The sequence below is a fragment of the Bradyrhizobium sp. 41S5 genome, assembly GCF_011516665.3.
Taxonomy (GTDB): Bacteria; Pseudomonadota; Alphaproteobacteria; order Rhizobiales; family Xanthobacteraceae; genus Bradyrhizobium; species Bradyrhizobium quebecense.
Genome location: NZ_CP083721.1, coordinates 966,637 through 985,979, shown reverse-complemented (window position 1 = coordinate 985,979; position 19,343 = coordinate 966,637). Strand labels below are relative to the sequence as shown.

Annotated in this window: 14 protein-coding genes; 7 read left to right on the top strand and 7 right to left on the bottom strand. The window is 64.5% G+C overall.

Annotated elements, in window-relative coordinates:
* Positions 1-14: 14 nt before the first annotated feature.
* The 5 genes from HAP47_RS04670 to HAP47_RS04650 form a co-directional block, all read right to left on the bottom strand.
* Entirely contained in the window at positions 15-1,799 is a 1,785-nt protein-coding gene (locus tag HAP47_RS04670; protein ID WP_173639234.1) for a dipeptide ABC transporter ATP-binding protein, read from the bottom strand.
* A 97-nt stretch (positions 1,800-1,896) separates the two neighbouring features.
* On the bottom strand, positions 1,897-2,796 hold the full coding sequence (locus HAP47_RS04665) for an ABC transporter permease (RefSeq protein ID WP_173639235.1): 900 nt from the start codon (positions 2,794-2,796) through the stop codon (positions 1,897-1,899).
* Positions 2,797-2,806: 10 nt separating this feature from the next.
* Entirely contained in the window at positions 2,807-3,820 is a 1,014-nt protein-coding gene (locus HAP47_RS04660; protein ID WP_173639236.1) for an ABC transporter permease, read from the bottom strand.
* A 7-nt stretch (positions 3,821-3,827) separates the two neighbouring features.
* Positions 3,828-5,450 carry an ABC transporter substrate-binding protein gene (locus HAP47_RS04655; RefSeq protein WP_173639237.1) on the bottom strand — a complete coding sequence of 541 codons (1,623 nt, stop codon included), beginning with the start codon at positions 5,448-5,450 and terminating at the stop codon, positions 3,828-3,830.
* 261 nt (positions 5,451-5,711) lie between these two features.
* The gene (locus HAP47_RS04650) at positions 5,712-6,137 is read right to left on the bottom strand and encodes a winged helix-turn-helix transcriptional regulator (protein ID WP_173639238.1); all 426 of its coding nucleotides are present in this window, start codon (positions 6,135-6,137) and stop codon (positions 5,712-5,714) included.
* Between the two features lie 171 nt (positions 6,138-6,308).
* On the opposite strand from HAP47_RS04650, the gene HAP47_RS04645 reads away from it, so the two are divergent.
* Both HAP47_RS04645 and HAP47_RS04640 read left to right on the top strand, forming a co-directional pair.
* Positions 6,309-7,127 (top strand): NmrA family NAD(P)-binding protein, encoded by an 819-nt coding sequence (locus tag HAP47_RS04645; protein ID WP_231168755.1) that lies wholly within the window; start codon positions 6,309-6,311, stop codon positions 7,125-7,127.
* A gap of 135 nt (positions 7,128-7,262) precedes the next feature.
* Positions 7,263-7,622 (top strand): DoxX family protein, encoded by a 360-nt coding sequence (locus HAP47_RS04640; RefSeq protein WP_173639239.1) that lies wholly within the window; start codon positions 7,263-7,265, stop codon positions 7,620-7,622.
* A 9-nt stretch (positions 7,623-7,631) separates the two neighbouring features.
* Here the strand turns inward: HAP47_RS04640 and HAP47_RS04635 are convergent, their stop codons facing one another.
* Both HAP47_RS04635 and ugpB read right to left on the bottom strand, forming a co-directional pair.
* Positions 7,632-8,585 (bottom strand): aminoglycoside phosphotransferase family protein, encoded by a 954-nt coding sequence (locus HAP47_RS04635; RefSeq protein ID WP_173639240.1) that lies wholly within the window; start codon positions 8,583-8,585, stop codon positions 7,632-7,634.
* A gap of 258 nt (positions 8,586-8,843) precedes the next feature.
* On the bottom strand, positions 8,844-10,082 hold the full coding sequence (ugpB, locus tag HAP47_RS04630) for a sn-glycerol-3-phosphate ABC transporter substrate-binding protein UgpB (protein WP_231168944.1): 1,239 nt from the start codon (positions 10,080-10,082) through the stop codon (positions 8,844-8,846).
* 269 nt (positions 10,083-10,351) lie between these two features.
* Here ugpB and HAP47_RS04625 point away from each other — a divergent pair, with 269 nt between their 5' ends.
* The 5 genes from HAP47_RS04625 (at position 10,352) to polA (ending at position 19,167) form a co-directional block, all read left to right on the top strand.
* Positions 10,352-11,347, top strand: a complete 996-nt coding sequence (locus HAP47_RS04625) for a TRAP transporter substrate-binding protein (RefSeq protein WP_173639242.1) — start codon at positions 10,352-10,354, stop codon at positions 11,345-11,347.
* Positions 11,348-11,381: 34 nt separating this feature from the next.
* The gene (locus tag HAP47_RS04620; protein WP_173639243.1) at positions 11,382-13,436 is read left to right on the top strand and encodes a sensor histidine kinase; all 2,055 of its coding nucleotides are present in this window, start codon (positions 11,382-11,384) and stop codon (positions 13,434-13,436) included.
* On the top strand, positions 13,406-15,154 hold the full coding sequence (locus HAP47_RS04615; RefSeq protein WP_173639244.1) for an ATP-binding response regulator: 1,749 nt from the start codon (positions 13,406-13,408) through the stop codon (positions 15,152-15,154). Before HAP47_RS04620 ends, HAP47_RS04615 begins: the two co-directional genes overlap by 31 nt.
* Positions 15,151-15,888 carry a response regulator gene (locus HAP47_RS04610; RefSeq protein WP_173639245.1) on the top strand — a complete coding sequence of 246 codons (738 nt, stop codon included), beginning with the start codon at positions 15,151-15,153 and terminating at the stop codon, positions 15,886-15,888. The genes HAP47_RS04615 and HAP47_RS04610 overlap by 4 nt, the downstream gene beginning before the upstream one ends.
* A 225-nt stretch (positions 15,889-16,113) precedes the next feature.
* Complete coding sequence (polA, locus tag HAP47_RS04605) at positions 16,114-19,167, top strand: DNA polymerase I (RefSeq protein WP_173639246.1); 3,054 nt, start codon at positions 16,114-16,116, stop codon at positions 19,165-19,167.
* The last annotated feature ends 176 nt before the right edge of the window (positions 19,168-19,343 follow it).

The following is a 19,343-nucleotide window of genomic DNA, read 5'->3' as shown; positions in this document are numbered from 1 at the left end:
TCCCAATGAGTTTTTCAAGACACCGGCAACGGCGGATGCGGGATCGCCGTGAGCAGCTCCCTTGTATAGGCATCCTGCGGATCGCCCAAGACGTGTTCGGATGCGCCCTGCTCGACGATGCGACCGGCGCGCATCACGATGACGCGATCACACAGCAGGCGCACCACGTTGAGATCGTGCGACACGAACAGATAGCTCATACCCATCGACTGCTTGAGGTCCTGCAGCAAATTGAGCACCACCGCCTGCACCGAGACGTCGAGTGCCGCGGTCGGCTCGTCGAGGATGACGAGCTTCGGGTGCAGAGCGATCGCACGCGCGATACCGACACGGGCCTTCTGGCCGCCGGAAAGCTGATGCGGAAACCGATCCAGGAGATTGACCGGCAGGCCGACCAGCCGTGCGAGCTCCTCGCAGCGGTCGCGGAGCGCGTCGCGCCCCCTGATATCGCCGAGCTGCATGATCGGGTCCGCGATCGCGCGCGCCGCGGTGAAGCGCGGATTGAGGCTGTCGGTCGGATCCTGGAACACCATCTGGATCTGGCTGCGTCGCGGCAGCCGCGCGAAGGATTGCGGCATGATGCCGCCGATGTCCTCGCCATCGAACACGATGCGGCCAGAGGTCTGGTCGAGCAGCCGCATCACCATCATCGACGTCGTCGACTTGCCGCAGCCGGATTCGCCGACCAGCCCGACGCTCTCGCCATGGTCGATCGAGAAGCTGATGCCGTCGACGGCGCGGAAGATTTCCTCCTCGACCGGCGGCTTGCGGCCGAACAGTTTTGTGAGCATCGAGCCTGCACCCTGGCGGGGATATTCCTTGACGAGCTTTTCGACGAGCAGGATGGGTTCTTTTCTCTCGTCACCCCCGGGCTTGACCCGGGGGGCCATCGAGGAAGACATCTCTTGCGAAGATTGATGGATGGCCGGGTCAAGCCCGGCCATGACAGACAGTTGCTGCGGAGACTTCGCCTCCTCCTCCGGCAGCAGATCCCGCAATGACACCCCGATCCGCGGCGTCGCGCGCATCAGCTTCTTCGTATAGTCGTGCTGGGGCGCGGCGAAGATGTCGGCCGACTTTGCGGTTTCGACCACGCGGCCCTTCTCCATCACCACGACGCGATCGCAATAGGCGGCAGCGAGGCCGAGATCGTGCGTGATCAGGATCGTCGACATCGATCGGCGCCGGGTCAGCTCCACGATCAGGTCCATCACCGCCTTCTGGGTGGTGACGTCGAGGCCGGTGGTCGGCTCGTCCGCGATCAGAAGCTGCGGGTTGCAGGCCAACGCGAGCGCGATGACGACGCGCTGGCACATGCCGCCGGACAGCTCGAACGGATAGGCGTGATAGCGCTCGCGCGGACGCGCGATCTTGACCTGCTCTAGCGCCTCGATCGCCTTCTCGCCGCGGTCGGTGACCTGTGCCTGCTGGACATGCTGGCGCAGCACGTCCTCGATCTGATGCCCGACCTTGCGGATCGGATTGAGGGCGGCGCGCGGATTCTGGAAGATCATCGAGACTTCGCGGCCGCGCAGATCACGCATCTGGCTCTCGGTCGCGGCCTTGACGTCGATGCCGGAAAACATCACCGAGCCTTCGGCGATCCGGCCGGCCCGGTCGAGAATCCGCATCACCGCATAGGACGTCACCGACTTGCCGGAGCCGGACTCGCCGACGATACCGACGGTCTCGCCCTTAGCCACGGATATGTTGACGTGCTGCACCGCCTTGACGATGCCGCGACGCGTCGTGAACTCGACCGTGAGGTCGCTGACGTCGAGCAGGGGCTGGGTGGTCATGTGCGCCGCCCCTCATGCGATGCGTCATCCAAAAACCGGCAAAACAACCCCATGCAAAGCAACGGAATGGCATCCAGATACCGCGCCGAGACAATCATCAGGTCCTCCGCTGCGGGTCGACGATGTCGCGCAGGCCGTCGCCGAGCAGGTTGAAGCAGAACACCGCGATCATCAGTGCAAGGCCCGGGAACAGCGCGATCCACCATTCGCCGGACACCATGAAGCCCGCGCCCTCGGCAACCATGATGCCCCACTCCGCGGTCGGCGGTCGGACACCGAGCCCGATGAACGAGAGGCCTGCGGCATTGAGGATCGCATAACCCATGGTCAGCGACATCTGCACGATCATGATCGGCATGATGTTCGGCAGGATGTGCCCGAGCAGGATGCGGTACTCGCCGTTGCCGGAGAGCCGCGCCGCCTGCACGAAGCCGGCGTTGCGGCGGACGTTTGCTTCGGCGCGTGCGACGCGGGCGTAGAGCGGAAAGTTCACGATCGCGGTCGCGATGATGATGTTCTGCACGGTGTTGCCGAGCGCCGCGACGATTCCCATCGCCAGCACGAACAGCGGAAACGCCATGATGGTGTCGGCGATGCGGCCGACGATGCGATCGGTCCAGCCGCCGAAATAGCCTGCGGCGATGCCGGCCAGCCCGCCCATCAGGAAAACCAGCACGACGGAAGCGACCGCGATGAAGGTGTCGAGCCGCGTTGCAACGATGACACGGCTGAAGATGTCGCGGCCGAGCTGATCGGTGCCGAACCAGTGCGCGGCCGACGGCGGCTTCAATGCAGCCGCGGTATCCGAAGTGAGTGGATCATAAGGCACCACGTAGGGCCCGAACAGCGCGGCAAACATGATCAGGACCAAGAGCGCGAAGGCAAAGCCGGTGACCTTGTTCTCGCCCAGCACATAGCGGGTCTGCTCGAAGACTGCGGCAAGCCCGGAGGTGCGGGCGGGACCTGCGGGTTCGACGGTCGGTGCAACGCTGCTCATACGCCCCTCCCTAACCTTCCAGCCTGACGCGCGGATCGATCACGCCATAGAGGATGTCGATCAGAAGATTGAGCAGCACGTACATGACCGCCATGGTCAGCACGAAGCCCTGTACCGGTGCGAAATCGGACGCGATCAGCGCCTCGACCGCGTAGGAGCCGATGCCGGGCCAGGCGAACACCTTCTCCACCAGCACATTGGCTCCTAACAGGAAGGAGAACACCATGCTGAGCGTGGTGATGACCGGCAGCATCGCGTTACGGAAGGCGTAGGTCACGATCACCTTGCCGGGCGACAGGCCGCTGGCGCGCGCGGTGCGGACGAAATCGGACGCCAGCACCGCCAGCATCGAGGCGCGCGTCATGCGCGCGATCGGCGCCAGCGAAAAGATCGCGAGCGTCACCGCCGGCAGGATCAATTGGCTGAACGCCGAACGGAATGCCTCGAAATCCCGCGCGATCAAGGCATCGATGAGGTAGAAGCCGGTGACGGTCGGCGGTGCGCTATAGAACACGTCGAGCCGGCCGAGCGGCGCCGGCGACCAGCCGAGCCGGAAATAGAACACGTAGACCAGCACCAGCCCGGTGAAGAACACCGGCAGCGACACGCCGGCCGTCGTGGTGACGCGGCAGAGGTGGTCGATCCAGGAGCCCGGCCGCGTCGCCGCCAGCACGCCGAGCGGTATAGCGATCACGATCGAGACGACGAGGCCGAGCAGAGTGAGCTCGGCCGATGCCGGCAGGCGGTTGCGCAGCTCGGCGGCGACCGGCTGCCCCGTGGTCAGCGAGGTGCCGAGATCGCCGTGGGCGAGATCGTTGGTGTAGCGGACGAACTGCTCGATGAGCGGCTTGTCGAAGCCGAGCTTCTTCCTGATCTGGTCGACCGCCTCTTTGGTCGCCGCGGGCCCTGCAAAATACGCCGCGGGATCGCCCGGCAGCGCACGCGTCAAGAGGAACGTCACGATCACGACCCCGATCAGCGACGGGATCGCGAACAGCAGCCGCTTGCCGATCAGAGACAGCATCACCGCCTCACCCCTTCGCCATCGCGCGGTAGTCGAGGCGGCGGTGGAACCAGTACTCGTAGCCCGAGATGTTCTTTTGCATCGCGACGTTGACGAATGGCTGGTAGAGCGGGATGCGTGGGATGTCGGCGAAGGCGAGATCGACGAAGCCCTTCACGTCGGCGTCGTAGGTCGCGGTGTCGCCATTGGCGGCGGCGATGCGCGCGCCGTCGATGAGCTTGTCCATCTCCGGCGACTTGTAGCTCATGGTGTTGAAGATCGAATTGTTGCCGTGATAGCACCAGTAGAAGAAGTACTCGGGGTAATCGAGCCAGCCCGAGAACACGTTGGTGAACAGCGGCATTTCCTTCTTGGTGAGCTCGGTGCGCCAATTGGCGCCGGGCACCTTGTTGATGGTGGTCTTGATGCCGAGCTGCGCGAGGCTCTCCTGCACCAGCACGCAGAGCGGCTCGTTGACGCCCGCGAAATTCAGGTCGAACGAGATCGTGGTCTCGAAGCCGTTGGCGTAGCCGGCTTCCGCGAGCAGCGCCTTGGCCTTCTCCATGTCTGTGAAATATTTGGTCGGCTGCGGCCAGGCGACCTCGGTCGGCTTGTCCTTCGGTGCGCCGAACATCGGGTTGGCGAGGCCGAACAACACCGCATCCATGATCTTCTGGTACGGCATCGCATAGGCCATCGCCTGCCGCACCTTGGGATTGTCGAACGGCGGCTTGGTGACGTTCATGCCGATGTACTGGATGCCGTTGGAGAACGGCAGCGAGACCACGTTGAGCTTGCCGTTCGTCTTCATCTCCTGGAAGTCCTTGAACGGCAGTTCGTAGGAGATATCGGCATCGCCGCGTTCGAGCAGCGCACGGCGGTTGCCGGCCTGCGGCACCATGCGCCAGATCACGCGCTTGATCTTCGGCATCGGGCCAGAGACCCAATCGTCGTTGCGCTCCATGATGACTTCGGTGCCGGCGGTCCATTTGGTCACCTTGTAGGCGCCGGAGCCCGCTGTCTGCTGCTTGGTGAATTCGAGACCCCACGGATCCTTCTCGCTGGCGTTCTTCTTCACCAGCTCGGAGTTGACGACACAGGGCACGATGACCGCGAGGTCGGGGATCGTCAGTCTGTCCTTCTTGAGGAAGTCGACGCGCACCGTGTGGTCATCGACGACGACGAACTGCTCGGGCTTGGTCAGCGAGCCCGCGCTCATCTGGAAGGTCGGGAAGCCGCCGACGCTGACGGCGCGGTCGAGCGACCATTTGACGTCCTTCGCCGCGACCGGCGTGCCGTCATGGAATTTGGCGTTCTTGCGCAGCTTGAAGGTGACCGACATGTCGCCGATGTTGAAGTCCTCGGCGAGCTCGGGCTTGAACTTGTCGCGGTCGTAATAGGGCACGCCGCCCGGTCCGCTCTTCATCTCGTGGCTGATCAACCGGTCGTAGCAATTCCACGACACCTCATAGCCGGGCACGTTGGTGCCCACGCCGTGGATATCGAGATTGTTGGGACCACCTTCGGAGACGATCAGCAGCGTCTCGGAGCGCGCGTCGGCCTTGGCCGGCGACCAGATCGCGGGCGCGGTCGGCGCTAGCGCCCCCGCTGCCAGTCCGGACACCGATTTGAGGAAATCGCGACGCTTCATGTGATGCTCCAACGCCCTTGAGAACGGCCTTGGAACTCAGATCGCAAGGATTGTGCCAACCCTTAACGAAAGCTTATGAGACGCTAACTGTCTGAAAAAGTGATACAAACCGTCAAAGGCATCTTGATGGGCGCGCTCAAATTGCATACAAAGAAGGGATATCCGCTCAAAGAATAAGCAAATCGCGAACGATGCTTGTTTTCTGGCCGACCCTACCATCGCCAAGCCTCACTCTTGCGGCAAAGCGAACTTCAGTCCCAATCACTGGCGCTGGATTTCACAGGGCGCTCCGTCAAAGCGGACGCGCGCGGCATGGATATCGGAATAGCGACGGTCGGCCCAGTCGATGAGGCTCGCCATCGGCTCCAGCAGGGATTGGCCCAGCGGGGAAAGGCAATATTCAACGCTCGGCGGCTTGGTCGGAAAGACATGACGGGTGATCAGTCCGTCGCGTTCCAAGTCTCGCAGCGTCTGGGTGAGCATGCGTTTGGAGATGTCGCGTATGGCGCGATGAAGCTCGCTGAAGCGCTGCGGTCGCGTCGCGAGGGTCATGATCATGAGTATGCTCCATTTGTCGCCGATACAGTCGAGCACATCGCGCACCGGGCAATGGACGGGTTTTACTGACCGGGCGTCGTCCGATTGATATCGGCTGAATCGCTCGATCGCGCTCAATGCGTCGCTCATGCCGGGTCCCCTTTTTCTCTCCTGGTTACAAAAAACTGCCTCCTTACGGAGCAGGCCGAAGGTCTTTATGTGAGACCTACCCTCAAACATAGACCAGACAGGGCCAGGAGAAAACCGATGTTTTTAGTGATGGGAATTACGGGAAAAGCTGGCGGCGCGACGGCAAGACATTTGCTGGCGCAAGGCAAGAAGGTACGCGCGCTGGTCCGCGACCGCGCAAAGGCGGCGAGTTGGAGCGACCAGGGCGTCGAACTGGTCGACGGGGACTGGAACGATGCGTCCGCCATCGAGCGGGCGCTCCACGGCGTCGACGGCGCGTTCGTCATGTTGCCTCCCATCTGGGCCCCCGCGCCGGATTTCATGGAAGCCAAGGGCGTCATTGCGAACTACGTCGAGGCGCTCACCAAAGCGCCGGCACCGCGGGTCGTCGCGCTTTCGTCGATGGGCGCGAACAGAACCAGCGGGATGGGGCTGATCACAGCCCTATCACTTCTGGAGCAGGGCTTTCGCAACCTGAAATTGCCGATCGCATATGTGCGAGCCGGCGGGTTTTTCGAGAACTTCCTTTACGGCTTGCACGTCGCCCACGGCGGCGCATTGCCCGTCTTCTACGACCCCACAAATCGGAAATCGACCATGGTCGCGACCGACGACATCGGCTCCGAGATCGCAGCGCTTCTGAGCGGGCCGGCATGGTCGGGGCATCGGGTCATCGAACTCGGCTCGATGGTGAGTCCGGATGAAGTCGCGGCGCAATTGGGTGAAGTGATGAAGCTCGACGTTAGAGCCGTTGCCGTCCCGCGGGCCGATTGGCCGGGCGCATTCGAACAGTTCGGCATTCCAAAGGGCCGGTCTGGCCCAGCCGAGGCGATGTATGAGGCCGTTAACGCCGGAGGGATGGACCTCGGCGTCGCGGGTACGGAGCACGTCGCCGGCACAACGCCTCCGCGCGATGTCTTCGCGGCGGCCCAGAAGGCCGCCTCGGCGTAGGTTCTGCGCATCAGCAATGAGATGCGACCTTCGGGCCAGCTCCAGAAATTCGCATCTCCCTCGGAATGAATGCGTGGCGGCCGGCCGCCGACCACACGGGTCATCCGCCGCGCCACGTCAGAAAAGGTTGGACAAATGTCAAAGATTTCCTGGCCCGAAGTCTCGGCCTTCGGACTTGCAGCTTTCTTCGCCGTGGGATCGCTCAGCAACATCTTCGCGCCTTGGTCAATCTACGAGGAATATCTGCGGTGGGGATACCCGCACTGGTTCCATTTCGTCACCGGATTGCTCGAACTCACGACCGCCGTCCTGCTGGCGCAGGCACGGACGCGGCTGTGGGGCTCGGCACTCGGCTGTGCCGTGATGTTGGCGGCGCTCGCGACCGTCACCCTCCACGGCGAATACGGGCACGGGGTGCCGCCGACTATTGTGGCGACACTGTCAATGGCCGTTGGCTGGATCGCCTGGCGGATGCGGCTCCCCAGATCGGCATGACTGTCACCGCTAATCCGGCCAGACCAACTCCTGCAACTGCACGAGATCGTCGACCCGGTCCGGCCAGCCCGCGACGCAGATGTGCCGGAGCGGATCGCTGGCCGAGTGCAGCATCAAGAGCGCCATCAACCGCCGCTTCAGCGCGAACGTCACCTCGCTGCGCCGGGTGCCGTAGCCGTCGAACAGGCTGCGCACCCGGCGCGGATGCCCGGCGGCCATGAAGGCGCTGGGACCGAGCAGGTCGTACTCGCCCCATCCGGTCCGGACGTCGCCGAAATCGAACAGGCCGGCGACATGCCAGCCGTCGGCCCGGCGGCCCAGCAGGAAATTCTCCGGGATGTACTCGCCGGTCAGGATCACCGGCGGCGCGTTCATCGGGATCAATTCGGCCGCGTCACCCAGGAGATCGTCGAGCGAGGTGAGCAATTTCGCCGGCAGGCCGAGCCGCTCGTGCCGCGCCCGGCACTGCGCGATCTGGCCGCACATGAAGGCCTCCCAGCGCGGCTCGATCGCCAGCAGGCTGCCGGGCGGCACGCGCTGCACCTCGGCGATCACGGCGCCGATCTCGGCGAGCACGCGCTCGCGCTCGGGTTCCGACAGCGATGGCCACACCTCCGAACCGACGGTGCCGGCGAGGTGCGTGATGACGAGATACGGCCAGCCGTCGCGCTCGCCCTCCGCGACGAGATCAGGGATCGGAATGCCGAGCCGTCCGCGCAGTTGTGCGAGCGCGCCGCGTTCGGACACGAATTGCGGGCGCAGAAACGGCGGAAACAGTTTCAGGACCAGCTCACCGTCGAGCCCGACGACGAGGTTGGTGCCGGTCGAGAACACGTGCGGCGCGCCCCACGACAGCCCGTGGCCATCGGCAATGTCGCGCGCGATGGGCAACCAGCGCGACGTGTCGCCACGCCAGGCGCGATAGGTGTCGTAGTCGGTGATGGGTGGAAGCTGAGCGATCATGTGTCAGCCGTCATTGCGAGCGAACCATGGCGCCGCTTGTAGCCCGAATGGATTGCTTCGTCGCTTCGCTCCTCGCAATGACGGAAGTTCATCCGGACTGCGAACTCTTCTCCTTCCCCCTGAAAGGGGGAAGGTCGGGATGGGGGAGTCTGCCGCAGGCGACAGTGCAAGCGGTGAGAGCAGATCCCCACCCGCTTTGCTCTGGCGAGCAAAGCGACCTCCCCTTTTCAAGGGGAGGTTAAGACAACGCACAGCCCCTCATCGATCCGGATTGGCGCGCTCGAACTGGCGCAGCAGACGGTTGCCGCGTTCGACGGCGTTGTCCATCGCGGACTGCGCCGAACGCTTGCCGGCGAACACCTGCTCGAGCTCCTCCTCGATCACGTCGCGGATCAGGACGAACGAGCCGAGGCGGATGCCCCTGGAATTGTCGGTCGGCGGCTTCAGCGTGACCTCCTCGATCGAGATCGAGGCGCCGGGATTGCGCTCGTAGAATCCCTGCGTGCGACTCAGATCGAATGCGGCGCGGGTGATCGGCAGGTAGCCGGTGTTCTGGTGCCAGGCGGCCTGCACCTCGGGCCGCGACAGATAGGCGAAGAATTTCGCCACCCCGGCATATTCGGCGCGCGGCCGGTCGCGCAGCACCCACAGCGTCGCACCGCCGATGATCGAGTTCTGCGGCGCGCCCTGCACGTCGGGATCAAACGGCATCATGCCGTAGCCGACCTCGAATTTCGAATTGGCCTTGATGTCGGCACGCGTGCCCGACGAGCCGATGAAGATGCCGCACTCTCCCTTCTGAAAGCGCGGCTCGGCGGTCTGGCCGCGGCCGCTATAGTCGAAGGTCTTGTCGGCCTGCCACTGCGCGAGCTGCGCGATGTGGCGCACCACCATCGGATTGTTGAAGATCAGCTGCGCGTCGAGCCCGGCAAAGCCGTTGGCCTTGGTCGCGATCGGCAGATTGTGAAAGGCGGAGAAATTCTCGACATTGATCCAGGACGGCCATGACGTGGTCACGCCGCACATCGCACCCGCGGCACGCAGCCGCTTGGCCACGATGCCGAGCTCCGGCCAGGTCTTCGGAGGCTCGCTCGGATCGAGCCCGGCCGACCGGAACATATCCTTGTTGTAGTAAAGGATCGGCGTCGAGGCGTTGAACGGGAACGACAGCATGTTGCCGTCGACATCGGCATAGTAGCCCGCCACCGCGGGTAGATAGGCCGACGGAGCGAACGCCTCCGATTGATCGCGCATCAGCTCGAACACCGGATAGATCGCGCCGCGCGCCGCCATCATGGTTGCGGTGGCAATCTCGTTGACCTGAACGATCGCCGGCTGGCTGCGGGAGCGGAACGCGAAGATCGCCGCCGTGACGGTCTCGGTGTAGTTGCCCTTGTAGGCGGGCACGATCCGGTAGTCGGACTGCGAGGCGTTGAAGTCGGCGGCGAGCTTCTCGAGCTGCTTGCCGAGCTCGCCCGACATCGCGTGCCACCACATGATCTCGGTCGCCGCTTGTGCCGGTGCCACAAGCAGAAGGGCCGCGACGACGAGGTACAGGGCGAGGTTAAAGAGCTTCAAGGCGAACTTCACAACGAGCCGTTTCCGGATGCCAACACGCGGTCATAAGGCGCTACAACCACAAATTCAATCGACACCGCAGGTTGCAGCTCGGTTTTAATGTATGGCGGATGGGCGAACCACCGCCATTCTGCTAAAAGCGTTGAACCTTTTCCTCCCGCCCCAGACACAAATCACAAGGGGAATTGTTGCCTGTGTACCGCCGCGCCGGCCTTTCGCGGATAATAACGCTTGCCGTCGCGCTGCTATGGACAGCGGTCTTGGCGAGCGCTTCTGCGCGCGAATTCCGCACTGCCGATACCCAGAATGAAGACTATCCGACGGTCCAGGCGCTGAATTACATGGACCGCCTGATCGCCGAACGCACCGGCGGCAGGCACCACATCGTGGTCTTCCATTCCCGCCAGCTCGGCGAGGAAAGGGAGACGCTGGAGCAGACCCGGGTGGGCGCCATCGATCTGAACCGGACCAATGTCGCGCTGATCGGAACCATGGTGCCTTCGGTGAATGTGCTGGCGATGCCGTTCCTGTTCCGATCCCTTGAGCATCTGCAGCATGTGCTGGATGGACCGATCGGCAGCGAGATCCTGAACAGCCTCGAAGCCCACGGCTTCGTCGGGCTGACCTTCTACGATTCCGGCGCGCGCTCGATCTATAACAGCGTCCGCCCGGTGCGCTCGCTCGACGACCTCAAGGGGCTGCGGCTGCGGGTACAGCAATCCGAACAGATGTCGGACATGATCCGCGCGCTTGGCGCCCAGCCGGTCCAGATGGCCTACGGCCAGGTGCTGACCGGGCTCGCCAACCGGCTGATCGACGGCGCGGAGAACAACTGGCCGTCCTTCGTCACCACCGGCCACTACAAATACGCCGGCTACTATACCCTGACCCGACACACCGTGAGCCCCGAAGTGCTGGTGATGTCGCGCAAGGCCTGGGCCAGCCTCACGCCGGATGAACAGATCATCTTCCGCGAAGCCGCGCAGCGCTCCAGCATCTACATGCGCGAGAAGTGGCGTGAGCTCGAGGAGCGCTCGCGCAAGCAGGCGGAGCAGGCCGGCGTCAAGGTTGTGACCGATTTCGACCGCAAGCCGTTCGACGCGGCGATGGCCGGCATCTATGCCAACGCGGAGCGCGATCCGGCGATAGCTGGGCTGATCGAACGCATCCGCAACATGGAGTGACCGGATCTTGGACGCACCCAGACAGGACGGGACGATGCGACCTCGGGCGGCCTTTGGGCCGCAGGGCCGCTTCCGCATCGTCCAGTTGCTGCGTGCGGTGCCGATCCGCTGGCGCATTCTTTCGATCGCGCTGCTCAATTCCGCCGTCGTGGTCGTGCTCGCGGTGCTGATCTGGAACGGCTCGAAGGTGCTCGGCTCGGCCTGGGACGATGTCCGCCAGGTGCGGGAATCCGACAAGATCCTGGCCAGGCTCGAAAGCGAGACCAGCCGTCTGCAGAACCTGATCCATCGCTACATCAACCAGCCGAGCCCGGACCTGTTCGCGGAAATCCTGCTGCTGCGCGAGGCCGTGCTCGGCACGCTGACCAACCGGGCCTCGACCGACCCGATGCTGTCGGGCTCGGTCGAGCAGCTGGAGCGCGTCACCAGCCGCTTCCTCGACGGCTTCGGCGAGTTGCGCACCGTGCAGACCAAGATCTCCAAGACCTATGACGAAGAGGTGCTGTCGCCGACCAAGGACATGGCCGGGCTCTATTCGATCATCGAGGGCGCCACCGGCCATCGCGACGCGCTGATCTGGCCCGCGCTCGGCAAATCGCGCGAAGCCTTCACCTCGCTCTTGGTCGCCGCCAACGCCTACTACCTTTCGCTTGCCTCCTCGTCGGCCGAGGAAGCCCGCCGCAACATCGATACGATCGAGAAGACGATCCCAGTCATGACCGATCTGGCCGAGAACGATCTGCAGCGCATGGCGCTGGCGCGGCTCAAGGTCAAGACCGCCGAACTGCGCGACGGGCTCGGCAAGCTCAGCGAACAGCTCACCAACCGCACCGATCTGTTGCGCAACTCGATCGACGCCAGCCAGGCCGACGCGATCGGCGCGATCGACGAGCTCTCGGTGAAGATGCGCCAGCGCGAGCAGAAGGCGCAGGAGACGTTCGACAAGACGCTGACGTCGATCTCGCGCCGGGTGCTGTCGATCGCCGTGATCTTCCTCGGCGTCATCATGTCGGCCGGCGTCATGATCGCATTGTCGATCCGGCTGCCGCTGGCGCAGATCATGGCGGCGATGCGCACCATCACCTCGGGCGACCTCGACCGGCCGGTGCAGGGCACCTCGGCCAAGGACGAGGTCGGCGCGATGGCGCGTGCGGTCGAGGTGTTCCGCGAAAACGCGATCGCCAAGCGCAAGACCGAGGACGAGCTGCGCAGCGCCAAGGAGAAGGCCGAGAGCGCGCTGCTCGAGCTCAACGCCGCGCAGCAGAACCTGATCGATGCCGAGCGCCTCGCCGCGCTCGGCGGCCTCGTTGCCGGCGTCGCCCACGAGGTCAACAATCCGATCGGCATCAGCCTGACGGTCGCCTCGAGCTTTGCCCGCCGCAGCGAGATGTTCGAGAACGACCTGAAGACCGAGCCGCTGCGCCGCTCCAGGCTCGACGAATTCGTGCGCGCCTCGCGTGACGCATCGCAGCAACTGGTCGCGAATCTGCAGCGCGCCGGCGAACTGATCCAGTCGTTCAAGCAGGTCGCGGTCGATCGCTCGCATGCCGAACGCCGCCAGTTTGCCTTGAGCGAAGCGACCGACCAGATCGTGGCGAGCCTGCGGCCGGTGCTGAAGAAGGCCCAGGTCGCGCTGTCCGCCGACGTGCCCGATGGGCTCCTGATCGACGGCTATCCCGGCGCCTATGGGCAGATCTTAACCAATCTTTTCCTCAACGCCGTCAATCATGCCTTCGCCGACGGCCGCTCCGGCAACATCACGATCTCGGCGCGCGGTCGCGGCACCGATGATGTCGAGATCATCTTTGCGGACGACGGGGCCGGCATGACGCCGGACGTGCAGCGACAGGCGTTCGACCCGTTCTTTACGACGCGCCGCAACGAAGGTGGTACGGGCCTCGGCCTCCATATCGTCTATAACCTCGTCACCCAGCAGCTCGGCGGACGCATGATGCTGGAGTCAAGGGTAGGACAAGGCACCACTTTTCGCATTATCATGCCCAGGATCGCCAAGGGACAGCCCACGATCACTGACGCAGCAGCCGACGGAACCAGTCAATGGCCGAACAGGACGATGTCCTCCAACTGATCGACGACACCGAGAGCCCCCCGGAGGACTCGCCGGTACGGAAGTGGAAGATCGCCGTGATCGACGACGATCACGCCGTCCACGAAGGCACCCGTTTTGCGCTCAGCGATTACAACCTGAACGGCGCGACGCTGGAGATCCTGTCAGCCTACTCCGCGGCCGAAGGCCGCACGCTGATGCGGGACAACCCCGACATCGCAGCCGTGCTGCTCGACGTCATCATGGAGACCGACATCGCCGGCCTCGAGCTCGTCGAATACATCCGCAACGAGATCAAGAACGAGACCGTCCGCATCATCCTGCGCACCGGCCAACCCGGCCAGGCGCCGGAGCGGCGCGTCATCGTGCAATACGACATCAACGACTACAAGGCGAAGACCGAGCTCACCGCCGACAAGCTGTTCACCTCGCTGACCGCCGCGCTGCGCAGCTACCAGCAGCTCGAGCGCATGGTGCAGACAAGGCGCGGGCTCGAGATCATCATCGATGCGGCCTCGACGCTGTACGACTTCAAGTCGATGCAGCGGCTGGCCGAGGGCGTGCTGACGCAGCTCGCCTCGCTGCTCAATGTCGACTGCGCCGGCATCCTGGTGCTGCGCGACGACGGCAATTCCGCCGCCGCCGATTTCTCGGTGCTGGCCTGCTCGGGCTGCTACAGCCGCTTCATCGGCACGACGTCCTCGAAGGCGCTCGATCCCGACCTGCGGCACATGGTGGAGGAAGCCTTCCAGCGCCGCAAGAACGAGTTCGCCGACCACCGCAGCGTGCTCTATTCGCGCACCGGCAGCGGCCGCGAGGTCGTGGTGCTGCTGCAGGCCGAGCGCCAGCTCTCCGACACCGACCGCGCGCTGGTCGAGATCTTCTCGAGCCGGCTGTCGATCGCGTTCGACAACGTGATCCTCTACCAGCAACTTCAAGAGGCCAACACCCAGCTCGAGGACCGCGTCGCGCAGCGCACCCGCGCGCTGATGCAGGCCAACCGGCGGCTGTCGGCGCAATGGCTGCGGCTGCAGCGCGCCAACGGCTTCAAGAACGAAATCCTCGGCACCGTCGCCCACGATCTGAAGAATCCGCTCGGCGTGATCCTCGGCCGCACCGAGATGCTGACCGAATTGATCGGTGCGAGCTCGCCGAAGGAGAACGTCACCGCCCAGGTCGAGCACATCAGGGACGCCACCAAGCGGCTGACCTCGATGGTCGACCACCTGATCTCGGATGCGATGGCCGACGCCTTCGACATCACCATCCGCCGCGAGCCGGTCGACGTCGCGGCCCTTGTCAACGAGGTCACCGAGGCCAATTTGCCCTCGGCCGTCAACAAGCAGCAGAGCATCTCGGTCTCGGGGCCGCAGCACTTCGTCACGATGTGCGATGGCGACCGGATCCGCGAGGCGATCGACAACCTCGTCAGCAACGCCATCAAGTATTCGCCGATCGGCGGCAAGATCACGGTCACCGTCAGCCACGAGGGTGACGACACGGTGATCCGGATCTCCGACCAGGGCCCCGGCCTCAGCCCCGAGGATCTCGGCCGGCTGTTCGGCCGGTTCCAGCGGCTGTCGGCCAAGCCGACCGCGGGCGAAAGCTCGACCGGCCTCGGCCTTTCCATCGTCAAGCGCATCATCGACATGCATGGCGGCCATGTGACCGCACAGAGCCCGGGCCCCGGACAGGGGTCGACCTTTACGGTTACACTGCCGGCGACAGAGACATCATGAACCAGAACCCGCATATCTTCATCGTCGACGATGAGGCGCCGGCCCGCGAGATGGTCGGCGATTACCTCAAGATGCACGGCTTCGGCGTGACGCTGTGCGATGGCGGTAAGAGCCTGCGCAAGGAGATCGAGAGCAGCACGCCCGATCTCGTGGTGCTGGACCTCAACATGCCGGAGGAGGATGGTCTGTCGATCATTCGCGACCTCAAGAGCAAGATCAACGTCCCCGTCATCATGCTGACAGCTACTGCCAGCCCGATCGACCGCGTGGTCGGCCTCGAGCTCGGCGCCGACGATTACGTGGCCAAGCCCTGCGAGCTGCGCGAGCTGATGGCGCGCATCCGCTCGGTGCTGCGGCGGAGCGGGCCGGCGAAAGCAGCCGCGCCGGAACCTGCGAGCGCCAAGGCCGAAAAGGAGCAGCTGGTGCGGTTCGGCACCAAATGGCTCGATCTCGAGGCCCAGGCGCTGCGCGACGACGAGGGCAATGAGCACCCGCTGACGGCCTCCGAATTCGGCCTGTTGAAGGTGTTCGCGGCCAATCCGAAGCGGGTTTTGTCACGCGAACGCCTGCTGGAACTGGCCAATGCGCGCGACGCGGAAGCCTTCGACCGCGCCGTCGACCTGCGCATCATGCGCATCCGCCGCAAGATCGAATTCGACCCTACCAAGCCGTCGGTGATCCGGACCATCCGCGGCGGCGGCTATCTGTTCTCGCCGACCGGGGACAAGGCGTAGCTTCTCGGCGTCGTCCGCCATTTGATCGTCGTCCCGGCGAAGGCCGGGACCATTACCCCGACTGTCTGTGGTGAGACGACGATGGGGCCACAGCGAGCTCCAATAGCAAACGGCTGTGGTTATGGGTCCCGGCCTTCGCCGGGACGACGATTTTGGTTGTGTGGCAAGAGCGGATTCTATGACGCTAAGGCTGTCAATCTCCGCAAAAATCCCTAAGTTTCGGCCATGCCGAAAACAGCCTCCAAAGACCCCGCCAAATCAGCCCCGCAGACCGCAGCCAAGCCCGTCGCCGCCAAGCCCGTTACTACCAAGGCCGCGGCGAAGGGAGACCACGTCTTCCTGGTCGATGGTTCGTCCTACATCTTCCGCGCCTATCACGCGCTGCCGCCGCTGAACCGCAAGTCCGATGGGCTGCAGGTCAACGCCGTGCTCGGCTTCTGCAACATGCTGTGGAAGCTGTTGCGCGACATGCCGGACGATCATCGACCGACGCATCTGGCAATCGTGTTCGACAAGTCGGAGATCACGTTCCGCAACAAGCTCTATCCCGACTACAAGGCGCACCGGCCGCCGGCGCCCGACGATCTGATCCCGCAATTCGCCCTGATCCGCGAGGCGGTGCGCGCCTTCGAGCTGCCCTGCCTCGAGCAGGCCGGCTTCGAGGCCGACGATCTGATCGCGACCTATGCGCGGCTCGCGACCGAGCGCGGCGCGACCACGACGATCGTGTCGTCGGACAAGGATCTGATGCAGCTCGTCAACGACAAGGTCGTGATGTACGACACGATGAAGGATCGCCGCATCGGCCGCGACGAGGTGATCGAGAAATTCGGCGTGCCGCCCGAAAAGGTGGTCGAGGTGCAGGCGCTGGCCGGCGATTCCACCGACAACGTGCCGGGCGTGCCCGGCATCGGCATCAAGACCGCCGCGCAGCTGATCATCGAATATGGCGATCTCGATCAGCTGCTGTTCCGCGCCGGCGAGATCAAGCAGCCGAAGCGGCGCGAGGCGCTGCTCGAGAACGCCGAGAAGGCGCGCATCTCGCGCCAGCTCGTGCTGCTCGACGACAAGGTCGATCTCGAGGTGCCGCTCGACGACCTCGCCGTCCACGAGCCCGACTCGCGCCGGCTCGTCGCCTTCCTCAAGGCGATGGAGTTCTCCACCCTCACCCGCCGCGTCGCCGAGTATGCGCAGATCGACCCGGCCGATGTCGATGCCGATCCCGGCAACAAGAGCGGCGCCAGCGTGTTCTCGCCGCTGCCGCCGTCGGACGTGACGCCGGCGCCGGGAGGCGCTCCGACATCAGCCGCAGCACCACCTGCGAGGGCCAAGCCGACCGGCGCACGCGACGACAAGAACTCCAGCCTGAAGGGCACGCCGGCAACGCTGGCCGAGGCCCGTGGCGAGGCGATCCGCAAGATCGGCTTCGATCGCAAGGCCTACCAGGCGATCGGCAGTCTCGACCAGCTCAGCGCCTTTGTCGCGCGCGCGCACGACACCGGTTACATCGCGATTGAGGCGATGTCGGAATCGATCGACCCGATGCAGGCCGAATTGTCGGGACTGGCGCTCGCGGTGGCGCCCAACGACGCCTGCTACATCCCGCTCAGCCACCGGCAGGCCGGTGGCGGCGCGGGGCTGTTCGATGCCGGCCTCGCGCCCGGCCAGATCAAGACTGCCGATGCACTGAAGGCGCTGAAGCCGCTGCTGGAGTCCGCAGGCATCCAGAAGGTCGGCTTCAACGTCAAGTTCACCTCGGTGACCTTGGCGCAGCACGGGGTCACGCTGCGCAACATCGATGACGCGCAGCTGATGTCCTACGCGCTCGATGCCGGCCGCGGCTCGCATGCGCTGGAGGCGCTCGCCGAGCGCTGGTTCGGGCATGCCGTCGTCAGCTATGGCGGCCTCGTCGGCAGCGGCAAGGGCAAGTTGACCTTCGATCAGGTCACGATCGACAAGGCCACCGAATATGCGGCCGAAAGCGCCGACCTGATCCTGCGGCTGTGGCGGGTGCTGAAGCCCCGTCTCGTCGCCGAACGGATGACGACGGTCTACGAGACGCTGGAGCGACCGCTGGTGTCGGTGCTGGCGCGGATGGAGCGGCGCGGCATCTCGATCGACCGCCAGGTGCTGTCGCGGCTGTCGGGCGATTTCGCCCAGACCGCGGCGCGGGTAGAGGCCGAGATCCAGGAGATCGCCGGCGAGCCGGTCAATGTCGGCAGTCCGAAGCAGATCGGCGACATCATCTTCGGCAAGATGGGATTGCCCGGCGGCACCAAGACCAAGACCGGCGCGTGGTCGACCACCGCGCAGGTGCTCGACGAGCTCGCCGAGCAGGGCCACGAATTCCCGAGGAAGATTCTGGAGTGGCGCCAGGTCTCGAAGCTGAAATCGACCTACACCGACGCGCTGCCGACCTACGTCAATCCGCAGACCCATCGCGTGCACACGACCTACGCGCTGGCCGCGACCACCACGGGACGGTTGTCGTCGAACGAGCCGAATTTGCAGAACATCCCGGTGCGCACCGAGGACGGCCGCAAGATTCGCCGCGCCTTCATCGCGACACCCGGCCACAAGCTGGTGTCGGCCGATTACTCCCAGATCGAGCTGCGGCTGCTCGCCGAGATCGCCGACGTGCCGGTGCTGCGCCAGGCGTTCCGCGACGGGCTCGACATTCACGCCATGACGGCTTCCGAAATGTTCGGCGTGCCGATCAAGGACATGCCGAGCGAGGTGCGCCGCCGCGCCAAGGCGATCAATTTCGGCATCATCTACGGCATCTCGGCGTTCGGCCTTGCGAACCAGCTCGGCATCGCGCGCGAGGAAGCTTCTGCCTACATCAAGAAGTATTTCGAGCGCTTCCCCGGCATCCGCGCCTACATGGACGAGACCAAGGACTTCTGCCGACGCAACGGCTATGTGACGACGCTGTTCGGCCGCAAGTGCTACTACCCCGACATCAAGGCATCCAACGCCTCGGTGCGCGCCTTCAACGAACGCGCCGCGATCAACGCGCGCCTGCAGGGCACCGCGGCCGACATCATCCGCCGCGCCATGATCCGGGTCGAGGGCGCACTCGCCGAGAAGAAGCTCTCGGCGCAGATGCTGCTGCAGGTGCATGACGAACTGATCTTCGAGGTGCCTGACGCCGAAGTCGCGGCGACGCTGCCGGTGGTGCAGAAGGTGATGCAGGATGCACCGTTCCCGGCCGTGATCCTGTCGCTGCCGCTGCAGGTCGATGCCCGCGCAGCAAACAATTGGGACGAGGCGCATTAGACTCCACCTCGCCCCGCCTGCGGGGAGAGGTCGGATCGCATGCAGCGAAGCGGGGTGCGATCCGGGTGAGGGGGAATCTCCGCGAACTCACTCTCACCGTCTTTGCGGAAGCAGCCCCTCACCCCACCCCTCCCCGCAAGCGCGGGGCGAGGGAGCAGAGCGACATTGCTCCGAGA